Here is a 12,850-nt window from a genome sequence, read left to right on the forward strand (position 1 = left end):
TAGGGGAGGTGGAATTTCCATCCTCCCCCCTGGCTCTCCTCTGTGGCGGAGAGCCGATGGGCGGGCCGTGGCCCACCCGGTCCTGAATAGGGGCGGTGCGACTGCGGCTTACATTTGCTGCAGGCGGAACAGCGCGATCTTGTTGATCTCGGCCAGCGCCCTGGAAAACTCGGCTTCGGGAGAGTTGTGAATCCGCTCTTCGAAGGCCGCCAGGATCTGGTGCCGGTTGCTGCCTTTCACCGCCATGATGAAAGGAAACCCGAACTTGGCCTTGTAGGCGTCGTTCAGCTCGGTGAAGCGCGCGAACTCTTCAGCCGTGCATTCGTGGATACCGGCACCGGCCTGTTCGCTGGTGCTGGCTTCGGTCAGCTCGCCACGGACGGCTGCCTTGCCGGCCAGGTCCGGGTGAGCATTGATCAGTGCCAGCTGGGCTTCATGGCTGGCGCTGAGCAACAGGTCGGCCATGCGCTGGTGCAGGCCATCGATCTCGTCGACGCGGTCGTCCTGGCCCAGGTCGAACGCCTTCTCGGCAACCCAGGGCGAGTGCTCGTAAATGTCGGCGAACGCCGTGACGAAGGCTTCGCGGGACAGGGTGGACGGAGTCAGGGTCTGGAAGCGGCTCATTTGGCTTGCTCTTTGAAAGGGTGGGTGGCGTGCCAGTGGCGGGCGATGTCGGCGCGGCGGGCGAACCAGACCTTCTCGTGGCCATTCACGTAGTCGATGAAGCGCGCCAGGGAAGCGAGACGCGCAGGGCGGCCCAGCAGGCGGCAGTGCATGCCGATGGACAGCATCTTCGGCGCGCCGGCGGCGCCTTCGGCGTAGAGCACGTCGAAGGCGTCCTTGAGGTATTCGAAGAAGTCATCGCCCTTGTTGAAACCCTGCACCTGGGTGAAGCGCATGTCGTTGGTGTCGAGGGTGTAGGGAATGACCAGGTGCGGTTTTTCCGCGGTGCTCGCGGCGTCCCAGTAGGGCAGGTCGTCGTCGTAGGTGTCGGAGTCATAGAGGAAACCGCCTTCCTCCATCACCAGGCGACGGGTGTTCGGGCCGGTGCGGCCGGTGTACCAGCCTACCGGGCGCTCGCCGGTCAGTTCGGTGAGGATGCGGATGGCCTCGAGCAGGTGTTCGCGCTCCTGGGCCTCGTCCATGTACTGGTAATCGATCCAGCGGTAGCCGTGGCTGCAGATTTCGTGGCCGGCGTCGACCATGGCGCGGATCACATCCGGGTGACGCTGGGCGGCCATGGCGACGGCGAAGATGGTCAGCGGGATGTCGTGCTTCTTGAACAGGTTCAGCAGGCGCCAGACGCCGACGCGGCTACCGTATTCGTAGAGGGATTCCATGCTCATGTTGCGCACGCCCTGCAGCGGCTGGGCGGCCACCATCTCGGACAGGAAGGCCTCGGACTCCTTGTCGCCGTGCAGCACATTGCGCTCGCCGCCTTCCTCGTAGTTGAGGACGAAGGACAGGGCGATGCGGGCTTCGCCTGGCCAGTGCGGATGGGGTGGGTTATTGCCGTAACCGATCAGGTCGCGTGGGTACTCAGCGCTCACTGCAGTCTTCCTTCTCGTCTGTTGGATCGATCAGCGACAGCCCGGGAAAGTGGTGCGCGACCGTGGATGGGGTGATTGTATACAAACTGTCATGCGTTTTGTAAATCAAAAATTCGCTAAATTCGTCGGCTAGGGTGGCGGTTATAAACCTGCCCATTTGGTCAGGTATAAACGGGACAAGGCCCGGTGCACGCCGGGTACGTTGAAATTCGCTGTTGGCGCGGATTGGGCAGGGTTGATCCGTATTGATGTGGTGATTGTGTACAATTTTTTGTGTTTATGTCTTACATTCGACTGGTCGCGTGTTATTCTGCGCTCCGTACCTGGGGCCTTGGCCCCTGACCACGCACCTATATGAACAAGCAGAGGAGGTGTGGCGTTCCGATCGCGGCCAGTGCAACGGCCCGGTGGACGCCCAGCGAGCAATGGGACGTTTGACCACGCATGTACTGGATGCCGCCCACGGCTGCCCTGGCCGTGACATCAAGATCGAGCTCTACCGCGTCGAGAGCGCAGGCCTGGAGCTGGTTGCCACTACCGTTACCAACGATGACGGCCGCTGCGATGCGCCCGTGCTGCAGGGTGCCGATTACCAGAGCGGCGTCTACCAGATCCATTTCCACGCCGGCGACTATTACCGCGCCCGTGGCGTAAAACTGGCCGAGCCGGCCTTCCTTGATGTGGTGGTGCTGCGCTTCGGCATTTCAGCCGAACAGGACCACTACCACGTGCCGCTGCTGATCTCCCCTTACAGCTACTCCACCTACCGCGGTAGCTAGTCCACGATTCTCGTTACCCTCGACTCACTGGAGTCTTTATGGCCCGTTCACACTGCGGGCCTTTTTTATGCCTGCAAGAAAGTGCGGCGTAAAAAAAAAGCCCGGCGCAAGGTCGGGCTTAAGCGCATCACGGGGAGATGCGCAAGGGAGCATGGGGAACCGATAGGACCAGAGCTGTATGTCAGCCTCGAAAGGCTGTGCAGGTGCATGGGTGAATGTCGGATCAGGGAAGAGTCTAGGCGGCAATTTTCTGGGCGGCGGTCGGTGGTCGGAAATCCTTTCGGGCTGTCGCTGCCAGGCATCTGGCGGATTGGCGTCGCGCACTGAAAGCCGCACTCCAGCCCTGTTTCCGGACTCTCGATTGCCTTCCAGCGGCGCACTCGGCTTGCGCAGATCGCGCTAGGACGGTTCGCGAGCAGAGCTCGCTCCTACGGGAGGTATCGGGGGTGTAGTGAGCAGGGCGGTTGGTTCGTGGTCACGCTTTCTTCACATAAATGAAAAGGCCCTGGCGCAGCGCGACAGGGCCTGGTGAAGAGGGTGCTTGTGATTACAGGAAGATGAACTTGGCCACGAAGATGGCGCACAGTGCGTACAGGCTTACCGACACATCCTTGTACTTGCCGGTGAAGGCCTTCATTACCACGTAGGTCACGAAGCCCAGGGCGATGCCGTCGGCGACCGAGAAGGTCAGCGGCATCATGATCACGGTAACGATGGCCGGGATGGTTTCGGTGTGTTCCTTCCAGTCGATGTGGGCCATGCCGCCCATCATCAGCATCGCAACATAGATCAGGGCGCCAGCGGTGGCGTAGGCGGGGATCATGCCGGCCAGGGGAGCGAAGAACATGGCGGCGATGAACAGGATGCCCACAGTCACGGCGGTCAGACCGGTGCGGCCGCCAGCGGCTACACCCGCGGCACTTTCAACATAGCTGGTGACCGGCGGTACGCCGAGCACGCCACCGAACACGCTGGAGGCGCTGTCAGCCTTCATGGCGCGGGACAGGTTCTCGATGCGACCGTCTTCCTGCACCAGGTTGGCACGCTGGGCAACGCCCATCAGGGTGCCGGCGGTGTCGAACATGTGCACGAAGAGGAAGGCGAGGATCACGCTCACCATGGTCACGTTGAACGCGCCTGTGATGTCCATGGCCATGAAGGTCGGGGCCAGGCTCGGGGGCATGGAGAACACGCCGCCGAACTTGACGATGCCCAGGCCAACACCGATCAGGGTCACGGTGAGGATGCTGATCAGGATGCCGCCGAAGATGCGGCGGTATTCCAGTACCGCGATCATCAGGAAGCAGATGGCGGCCAGCAGCGGACCGGGGGAGGTTAGGTCACCGATGTGCACCAGGGTGGCCGGATGGGCGACGACGATTCCAGCGGTCTTCAGGCCGATCAGCCCGAGGAACAGGCCGACACCTGCGCCCATGGCGAACCGCAGGCTGCTCGGAATGCTGTTCAGCAACCACTCACGAATGCGCGAGAAGGTCAGGATCATGAACAGCACGCCGGAGAGGAACACCGCGCCAAGCGCGATCTGCCAGCTGTAGCCCATGGTGTTGACCACGGTGTAGGTGAAGAAGGCGTTCAGGCCCATGCCCGGGGCGAGACCCACCGGCCAGTTGGCGTAGAGGCCCATGAGGAGGCAGCCGAAGGCTGCGGCAAGGCAGGTGGCAACGAAGGCTGCGCCATGATCGATCCCGGCATCGGCCATGATGTTCGGGTTGACGAAAATGATGTAGGCCATGGTGATGAAGGTGGTCAGGCCTGCAGCCAGTTCAGTCTTCACGGTGGTGCCGTGCAGGCTGAGCTTGAAGAGACGTTCAAGCAGGCCCTTGGCGGGCGGTGTAGCGACGTACGTTCCTTGTTCTTGTTGTTTGATGCTTTCCACAGCGTGGTACTCCTCATCTCTTTTGTTTTGTTCACCCAGAGCCTGGAGTTGGCTCCGGACTGACTGAGGCGGATGGCGTGAGTGGTGCACTTCCTCCAATACTTGACCGCAGGGTCAGGAAGTCACGGCGCGATTATGCCTTTGTATACAAAAAAAACAAATAATGTTTTCAATGTTCGAAAAAACGCACCAATCTCTAAAAGCTGACTGATGGGTTAGGTTTTGCTGCGACAATTTGCAACCTAACGAACTATGAAATTCGTTTAAAAACAATTAGTTAGTGAAATTTGTGCTTTGGAGGGGAAATGGAGGGGAGGCAGTCGAAAGCACGGAATGGCACTCGGACAGGCGCGCTTATGACAAAAAAATGTAGGGAAATACGCTGATTTGTCGCTTCAGTCGTTGCTCGATGAGCCATTCGAGAACGGCTGTAAAAACCTGTGCAACCGGTCAGGAATGGGCTTCGAGCTGCGGCGAAACTGTTCAAGGTCGGATGATTGTGTACAATATCCTTCGCTTTTTCCCTGATTTCCCTCGCTGATCCACCCGTTCAGCCCGGCGGAAAGGGGCAAAAAGGGCCCTGGAAGACCGCCGACCCCCTTTGACGCGAGCCCCCATGAACGAACAGTTGCAGCCACTCAAGAAGCAGCCGCGCACAGCCAAAAGCACCCGCAGCGGCACTCAGGACGACGTCGTCTACGCACATATTTTCGATGCCATTCTCGAGCAGCGCCTCGCACCCGGTACCAAGCTGAGCGAAGAAGCCCTGGGCGAGATCTTCGGTGTCAGCCGCACGATCATTCGCCGTGCCCTGTCGCGACTTGCCCACGAAGGTGTGGTGCTGTTGCGGCCGAATCGTGGCGCCGTGGTGGCCAGCCCCAGCGTCGAGGAAGCCCGCCAGATCTTCTATGCCCGCCGTCTGGTGGAACGTGCCATCACCGAGCTCGCGGTCGAGCACGCCACCGCTGAGCAATTGCAGGAACTGCGGCAGATGGTCCTCGAGGAGCAAGCTTGCTTCTCCCGTGGTGATCGTGGCGCCGGCATTCGTCTTTCCGGCGAGTTTCACCTGAAGCTGGCCGAGGCGGCGAAGAACGCTCCGCTGGTGAGCTTCCAGCGCAGCCTCGTGTCGCAGACCTCGCTCATCATTGCCCAGTACGAGAGCGGTAGCCGCTCCCACTGTTCCTTCGATGAACACAATCGCCTGATCGACGCTATCGAGTCCCGCGATGCAGAACGCGCCGTGATGTTGATGATGCATCACATGGACCACATCGACGACAAGCTGAACCTGGACGAAAGCGGTGCCTCGGACGACCTGCACGCGGTGTTCTCGCACCTGCTGCAGACCAAGAAGAAGCCTGGCCGCGGTACGCCTCGCAGCGCCTGATACGAGCCGGCAAACAAAGCCCCGCGAATGCGGGGCTTTTGTTTTCCGTGGGGGCGAATTCATTCGCTAAACAGGCCGAAGGCCTGCCCATTGGCACAACCTATCCAGGGGACCGCTGCGCGGTCCTTAGCGAATGAATTCGCCCCCACATTGCGTAGGATGGGGCGGGCGGCGTTCCGCGAGCTTGCGATACCCATCAAATGGCTTCCGCATGGGTATCGCTCCGCTCAACCCATCCTACGGGCTGCATTGCCCGTAGGAGCTGGCTTGCTAGCGAATGGCCCTTTTTCGCTAGCAAGCTAGCTCCTACAAGGTTCCTGGACCCACAGGAAGAAAAGCCCCGCCGAAGCGGGGCTTTTTGTTTCCGCGTTCGATCAACCGCGCATATGCACGCTGCGACCGGCGGCAAAGGTCTCTTTCACGGTGCGGTCGTCGCCGAGGATGGTCAGGGCGAACAGGCGTTCCGGTAGGCTCGTGGCCTGCTGCATGCGGTAGTCCAGCAGCGGGGTGGCCTTGTAGTCCAGGACCACGAAGTCCGCGTCCTTGCCGGCCTGGAAGTTGCCGATCTTGTCGTCCAGGTAGAGCGAGCGGGCGCCGCCCAGGGTGGCCAGGTACAGGGACTTGAACGGATCGAGCTTCTTGCCCTGCAATTGCATCACCTTGTACGCCTCGTTCAGCGATTGCAGCTGGGAGAAGCTGGTGCCTGCGCCCACGTCGGTGCCCAGCCCCACGCGCACGCCGTGCTCTTCCAGCTTCTGCAGGTCGAACAGACCGCTGCCGAGGAACAGGTTGGAGGTGGGGCAGAAGGCTACGGCCGAACCGGTTTCCGCCAGGCGCTTGCACTCGTCGTCGCACAGGTGAACGCCGTGGGCGAATACCGAGCGCTCGCCGATCAGCTTGTAGTGGTCATAGACGTCCAGGTAGCCCTTGCGCTCGGGGAACAGCTCCTTGACCCATTCGATTTCCTTGCGGTTTTCGGACAGGTGGGTGTGCATGTACAGGCCCGGGTACTCGGCATACAGCTTGCCGGCCAGCTCCAGTTGCTCGGGGGTGCTGGTGGGGGCGAAGCGCGGGGTCACCGCATAGTGCAGGCGACCTTTGCCGTGCCAGCGCTCGATCAGCTCCTTGCTGTCTGCATAGCCGGACTCGGCCGTGTCGGTCAGGTAGTCCGGGGCATTGCGGTCCATCAGCACCTTGCCGGCGATCATCCGCAGGTCGAGTGACTGGGCAGCTTCGAAGAAGGCGTCCACTGACTCCTTGTGCACGGTGCCGAACACCAGGGCGGTGGTGGTGCCGTTGCGCAGCAGTTCCTTGATGAAGATGCCCGCGACGTCAGCAGCGTGGGCCTTGTCGGCGAACTGCTTCTCGGTGGGGAAGGTGTAAGTGTTGAGCCAGTCCAGCAATTGCTCGCCGTAGGAGGCGATCATGCCGGTCTGGGGGAAGTGGATATGGGTGTCGATGAAACCGGGCGTGATCAGGGCATCGCGGTACTCGTGCACCTCGACGCCGGCGTCCAGGCCCGGTAGTAGGGCTTTGGCGTCGCCCAGGGCCTTGATGCGGCCGTCTTCCACCACCAGCAGGCCGTCCTCGAAATACTGATAGGACTGCTCGACGCCCACCAGGGCGGGGTCGGCGATGCTGTGCAGGATGGCGGAGCGGTAGGCGGTTACGTGGCTGGTCATGTCAGTCTCGTTCGTTAGCGTTGCGATTCTTGCGTCCCGCGAGGGGAGAGGCCGGAGTGGGGAGCTCCCTGTCACGCGGCTCTCCCCACCCGGCACTACACGTCACCTTCCCCCTGGGGGAAGGAATAATTCAGGCCTGTTCCCGGCGCGAGGCGGGGACCAGCTTGGCGACGGTTTCGCCTTTCTTCACTTCGGCGCCGAAGTTGGCGTTATAGGTGGCGACGACTTCACCGGCGATCGATATGGCGATCTCCACCGGCAGCTTGCCTTTGACCTCCTGGATGCCCATCGGGCAGCGCATGCGTTGCATGGTTTCGGCAGCGAAACCGCGATCACGCAGGCGATGCTCGAACTTGACGCGCTTGGTCTTCGAACCGATCAGGCCGAAGTAGGCGAAGTCGTTACGCTTGAGGATTTCGGCGGTCAGTTCCAGGTCCAGCTGGTGGTTATGGGTCATGACGATGAAGTAGCTGCCCTTGGGCATCTCGGCGATCTCGTCGACCACCTCTTCGTTGACCACTTTCTCCACGCCAGCCGGAATGTGTTCGGGGAACTCGTTTTCCCGCGAGTCGATCCAGCGCACCTTGCAGGGCAGGCTGGCGAGCAGCGGGACCAGCGCACGGCCGACGTGGCCGGCGCCGAATACGGCGATATGTGCCTGGGGCTGGCCCATGGGTTCGAACAGCAGGACGGTGGCACCGCCGCAGCACTGGCCGAGGCTGGCGCCCAGGCTGAAACGCTCCAGGCGCGTGTCCTGGTTGCGATTCTCGAGCATCTCGCGGGCGATCTCCATGGCCTTGAACTCGAGATGACCGCCACCGATGGTCTCGAAGATCCGCTCGGCGGTGACGACCATCTTCGAACCGGCGTTGCGCGGGGTCGAGCCACGCTCTTCGATGATGGTCACCAGCACGCAGGGTTCACCACGGTGCTGAAGGTCGGCGAGGGCGCTGATCCAGCTCATTTGCTCAGTCTCCAGCTACGCAGTGGCCTGGTGGTCCGCGACAGTCTCCAGTCGTCCATTGCAGCCTGCTGAAAAGCTACCTGCGTTGCCGATGCATCGTTAGGGTCAGACTCAAAATGCTCATTTACAGCTCGTAAACTCCGCTTTTTCGTCTGCCCCTGCCTCGCCTCGGCTTCCTCGCCAACGCTTTTCAACAAGCTGCAGGTACGGATGGGGGCCGGCAGTGTTTCCAGCAGTACGGCATCGCCGTCCTGCTGCTTGGTCTTCGTTTGATCGGTGGATGTTGTCATTGTTCTGCACCGTTTTTTTTCTATGTAGGAGCCAGCTTGCTGGCGAATCGCCTTCGCCAGCAAGCTGGCTCCTACGGGTTACGCAGGCTCGGTCTCCGCCTGGGCGGGGGCCTGGGCCAGCTGTTGCAGTTTGCGCATCTGTTCGACGCCCCAGAGCACGCGCTCAGGGGTGGCCGGCGCGTCGATGTTCGGCTGTACCTTGTAGTCCCCCAGGCTCGCCACGGCGTCCTTGATGGCGCACCAGACGGCAATGCCGAGCATGAAGGGCGGCTCGCCCACGGCCTTGGAATGGAATACCGTTTGCTCGGGGTTCTTGCGGTTCTCTACCAGCTTCACCCGCAGGTCGATCGGCATGTCGGCGATGGCCGGGATCTTGTAGCTCGCCGGGCCGCTGGTCATCAGCTTGCCTTTGGCGTTCCACACCAGCTCTTCCATGGTCAACCAGCCCATGCCCTGGACGAAGGCGCCTTCCACCTGGCCGATGTCGATGGCCGGGTTCAGCGAGGCACCCACGTCATGCAGGATGTCGGTGCGCAGCATCTTGTACTCGCCGGTCAGGGTGTCGACGATGACTTCGGCACAGGCCATGCCATAGGCGAAGTAATAGAAGGGACGGCCGGAGGCCTTATCGCGGTCGTAGAAGATCTTCGGCGTGCGATAGAAGCCGGTGCTGGAGAGCGAGATCTGGTTGAAGTAGGCGAGCTGGATCATTTCCTCGAAGGAGAGGAAGTGGTCGCGCACGCGTACCTGGTTGTTCTTGAACTCCACGTCCTCGGTGGTCACCTTGAAGTAATTGGCGAGGAACTCCACCAGGCGGCCCTTGATGGTTTCGGCTGCGTTCTGCGCGGCCTTGCCATTCAGGTCGGTACCGCTGGAAGCGGCGGTCGGCGAGGTGTTGGGCACCTTGTCGGTATTGGTCGCGGTGATCTGGATGCGCGAAATATCCACCTGGAAGACTTCGGCCACCACCTGGGCGACCTTGGTATTCAGGCCCTGGCCCATCTCGGTGCCACCGTGGTTCAGGTGGATGCTGCCGTCGGTGTAGATGTGCACCAGCGCGCCGGCCTGGTTGAGGAAGGTGGCGGTGAAGCTGATGCCGAATTTCACCGGCGTCATTGCCAGGCCTTTCTTCAACACGGGGCTCTTGGCGTTGAACTCGCGAATTTCCTCGCGGCGCTTGGCGTACTCGCTGCTGGCCTCCAACTCCTCGGTCATCTCGACGAGCATGTTGTGCTCGACGGTCTGGTAGTAGTGGGTGACGTTGCGCTCGTCCTTGCCGTAGTAGTTCAGCTTGCGGACTTCCAGCGGGTCCTTGCCCAGATGGCGGGAGATCGCGTCCATGATCTCTTCGATCGCGACCATCCCCTGCGGGCCGCCGAAACCGCGGTAGGCAGTGTTCGAGGCGGTGTTGGTCTTGCAGCGGTGACCGTTGATGGTGGCATTTTCGAGGAAGTAGGCGTTGTCCGAGTGGAACATCGCGCGGTCGACGATGGAGCCGGAGAGGTCAGGCGAATAGCCGCAGTTGCCCGCCAGTTCCAGCTGGATGCCGCTGAGCAGGCCATTGTCATCGAAGCCCACGTCGTACTCAACGTAGAAGGGGTGACGCTTGCCGGTGATGCTCATGTCTTCCATGCGCGGCAGGCGCATCTTGGTCGGGCGACCGGTCAGGTGCGCGATGACCGCGCACAGGCAGGCCGGGCCGGCAGCCTGGGTTTCCTTGCCGCCGAAGCCGCCACCCATGCGACGCATGTCGATGACGATCTTGTTCATCGGCACGCCCAGCACCTCGGCCACCAGTTTCTGCACTTCGGTGGCGTTCTGGGTGGAGGTGTAGACGATCATGCCGCCGTCTTCGGTGGGCATGACGGAGGAAATCTGGGTTTCCAGGTAGAAGTGCTCCTGGCCACCGATGTGCAGGGTGCCCTGGATGCGGTTCTTCGCGCTGGCCAGCGCGGTAGTGGAATCACCGCGCTTGTGCTGGTGGCTGTCCAGTACGAAATGCTTCTTGCGCAGGGCGTCGACCACATCCAGTACCGGCTCGAGATCCTCGTATTCGACGATCGCGGCCATGGCGGCCTTGCGGGCGGTTTCCAGGCTGTCGGCGCCTACGGCCAGGACCACCTGACCGACGTACTCGACCTTGCCGTCCGCCAGCAGCGGGTCACCGGCAACCACCGGGCCGATGTCCAGCTGGCCGGGAACGTCCTCGGCAGTGATGGCGATCGTCACGCCCGGGAACTGGTAGCAGGGGCTGGTATCGATGCGGGTGATGCGCGCATGGGCGCGATCGCTCATGCGGGCATAGACATGCAGCTGGTTCGGGAACTCCAGGCGGTCGTCCACGTACACCGCTTCACCCGAGACGTGCTTGGGCGCGCTCTCGTGCTTGACGCTGCGGCCCACGCCGGTGGTGATATCGGCTCGGAACAGTTCCGCCAGTTCTTCCTGGGTCTTGTGGTGGAAGTGATTAGACATACGCGGTCACCCGGGTTTCGACTTCTGGGGATTGCAGCTCGAGGAAGAACTTGCGCAGCAGGTTCTGGGCGGTCAGCAGGCGGTATTCTTTGCTGGCGCGGAAGTCCGAGAGCGGGGTGAAGTCCTTGGCCAGTGCTTCGCAGGCGCGTTCGACGGTGCCCGGGTACCAGGCCGCGCCGATCAGGGCCTGCTCACAGGCGCTGGCGCGCTTGGGAATGCCGGCCATGCCGCCGAAGGCGACGCGGGCCTTGCGCACGACACCGTTCTCGATGACCAGGTTGAAGGCTGCGCAGACCGCGGAAATGTCATCGTCCAGGCGCTTGGAAACCTTGTAGGCACGGAACGCCTGGTTGTTGCGGGCACGGGGCACGCGCACTTTCTCGATGAACTCGGATTCCTGGCGGGCAGTGACCTTGTAATCGAGGAAGTACTCGTCCAGCGGCAGGATGCGGGTCTGGTTGCCCTTGCGCAGGACGATCTCAGCACCCAGGGCGATCAGCAGCGGCGGGGCGTCACCGATGGGCGAGGCGTTGCCGATGTTGCCGCCCAGGGTGCCCTGGTTGCGAATCTGCAAGGAGGCGAAGCGGTGCAGCAGCTCGCCGAAGTCCGGGTACTCGCGGGAGAGGGTTTCGTAGCAGTCGGACAGCGGGGTAGCGGCGCCGATCTCGATGAAGTTGCCGTTTTCCTCGATGCGCTTCATGGATTCGATGTGGCCGACATAGATCATCACCGGCAGTTCACGGTGGAACTGGGTGACTTCCAGGGCCAGGTCGGTGCCGCCGGCCAGCAGGCGGGCCTGCGGGTTGGAAACATAGAAGTCGGCCAGGTCGGCGACAGTCAGCGGAACCAGGCAACGCTTGTCGCCGCTGTTCAGTTCAGCGGTATCGCGCGGGGCGATGGACTTCAGCTGGGCGACGGTCTGGGCCTCGGCGGCATCGAACTGATCGGGCTGCTTCTGGCAGCAGGCCTGTTCGGCGGCGTCGATGATCGGGCGATAGCCGGTGCAGCGGCACAGGTTGCCGGCGAGGGCTTCCATGGTCTGGGCCTTGTCGAAGCCATCGCTGTTCTTCTGCAGGGCGAACAGCGACATCACGAAGCCAGGCGTGCAGAAGCCGCACTGGGAGCCGTGGCAATCCACCATCGCCTGCTGCACGGAGTGCAGTTGGCCGCGGTGCTTGAGGTCTTCGACGGTAATGAGTTGCTTGCCGTGCAGCGAGGACACGAAGGTCAGGCAGGAGTTGAGCGTGCGGTAACGGACGCGATCACCGTCAAGCTCGCCGACAACCACGGTGCAGGCGCCACAGTCGCCCGAGGCGCAGCCTTCTTTGGTACCGGGTTTGCCGACATGCTCACGCAGGTAATTGAGCACCGTGACATTGGGATCCAGGGCATGCTCGGTGCGCAGCTCCCGGTTGAGTAAAAACTGGATCAAGGACGACCTCCAGGCACTTTATTGTTTTTACGAGGGCTCGTATGACGGCAAATTTAGAGAGGTCTGACTTTTGGGTCAATAAATATTTGACTCGTAAGTCAGGAAATCTTCATCTGTTTCGGTTATTAGCACGTTGCGTCCGCTCTGCCTCAAGGCTCACGCGCATTTCGTACCACCTGTCCTAAGTGTAGGTAAGGGAGGGAGGGGTGCCGGGGCAAGTCGTTCAGGGGCGTTCGATGCCTTGTGGTAGACTGCGCGCCTGCCCGCGTCCTGCGGCAGAGTCGGAAATTTCCCCCTTTCGCTCTTGCACCCACTGCCCGTACCCGTAGTACTGTCAGCGCCGGAGCTTTGGCGCGGGAAAGCTCCGGCGCAGCGCACCATGCCCCCAGTTCAA

10 protein-coding genes are annotated in these 12,850 nt (G+C 61.7%); 2 read left to right on the top strand and 8 right to left on the bottom strand.

Annotated elements, in window-relative coordinates:
• Positions 1-108 precede the first annotated feature (108 nt).
• Both uraD and puuE read right to left on the bottom strand, forming a co-directional pair.
• A complete protein-coding gene (uraD, locus tag DM872_RS01495) occupies positions 109-624 on the bottom strand; it encodes a 2-oxo-4-hydroxy-4-carboxy-5-ureidoimidazoline decarboxylase (protein ID WP_179057795.1) in 516 nt (171 codons plus the stop codon).
• Positions 621-1,550: an allantoinase PuuE gene (puuE, locus tag DM872_RS01500; RefSeq protein WP_179057796.1), complete on the bottom strand. Its 930-nt coding sequence runs from the start codon at positions 1,548-1,550 to the stop codon at positions 621-623. The genes uraD and puuE overlap by 4 nt, the downstream gene beginning before the upstream one ends.
• Positions 1,551-1,975: 425 nt before the next feature.
• Here puuE and uraH point away from each other — a divergent pair, with 425 nt between their 5' ends.
• A complete protein-coding gene (uraH, locus tag DM872_RS01505; RefSeq protein WP_179057999.1) occupies positions 1,976-2,329 on the top strand; it encodes a hydroxyisourate hydrolase in 354 nt (117 codons plus the stop codon).
• 547 nt (positions 2,330-2,876) lie between these two features.
• On the opposite strand, the gene DM872_RS01510 is transcribed toward uraH, so the two are convergent.
• Positions 2,877-4,226: an NCS2 family permease gene (locus DM872_RS01510; protein WP_077521651.1), complete on the bottom strand. Its 1,350-nt coding sequence runs from the start codon at positions 4,224-4,226 to the stop codon at positions 2,877-2,879.
• A 616-nt stretch (positions 4,227-4,842) separates the two neighbouring features.
• On the opposite strand from DM872_RS01510, the gene DM872_RS01515 reads away from it, so the two are divergent.
• A complete protein-coding gene (locus tag DM872_RS01515; protein WP_179057797.1) occupies positions 4,843-5,613 on the top strand; it encodes a GntR family transcriptional regulator in 771 nt (256 codons plus the stop codon).
• Between the two features lie 374 nt (positions 5,614-5,987).
• Here DM872_RS01515 and guaD read toward each other — a convergent pair whose 3' ends face one another.
• The 5 genes from guaD to xdhA form a co-directional block, all read right to left on the bottom strand.
• Positions 5,988-7,295 carry a guanine deaminase gene (guaD, locus tag DM872_RS01520; protein WP_179057798.1) on the bottom strand — a complete coding sequence of 436 codons (1,308 nt, stop codon included), beginning with the start codon at positions 7,293-7,295 and terminating at the stop codon, positions 5,988-5,990.
• A 130-nt stretch (positions 7,296-7,425) separates the two neighbouring features.
• Positions 7,426-8,259, bottom strand: coding sequence for a xanthine dehydrogenase accessory protein XdhC (gene xdhC / locus DM872_RS01525; RefSeq protein ID WP_179057799.1), 834 nt, complete (start codon positions 8,257-8,259; stop codon positions 7,426-7,428).
• Entirely contained in the window at positions 8,256-8,612 is a 357-nt protein-coding gene (locus DM872_RS01530; RefSeq protein ID WP_179057800.1) for a hypothetical protein, read from the bottom strand. Before DM872_RS01530 ends, xdhC begins: the two co-directional genes overlap by 4 nt.
• A gap of 15 nt (positions 8,613-8,627) precedes the next feature.
• Positions 8,628-11,024, bottom strand: coding sequence for a xanthine dehydrogenase molybdopterin binding subunit (gene xdhB, locus DM872_RS01535; protein ID WP_179057801.1), 2,397 nt, complete (start codon positions 11,022-11,024; stop codon positions 8,628-8,630).
• Positions 11,017-12,456 (bottom strand): xanthine dehydrogenase small subunit, encoded by a 1,440-nt coding sequence (xdhA, locus tag DM872_RS01540; protein WP_153917078.1) that lies wholly within the window; start codon positions 12,454-12,456, stop codon positions 11,017-11,019. Before xdhA ends, xdhB begins: the two co-directional genes overlap by 8 nt.
• Between the last annotated feature and the right edge of the window lie 394 nt (positions 12,457-12,850).

Origin of the sequence: Pseudomonas taiwanensis, from assembly GCF_013393345.1 — a bacterium.
Taxonomy (GTDB): Bacteria; Pseudomonadota; Gammaproteobacteria; order Pseudomonadales; family Pseudomonadaceae; genus Metapseudomonas; species Metapseudomonas resinovorans_C.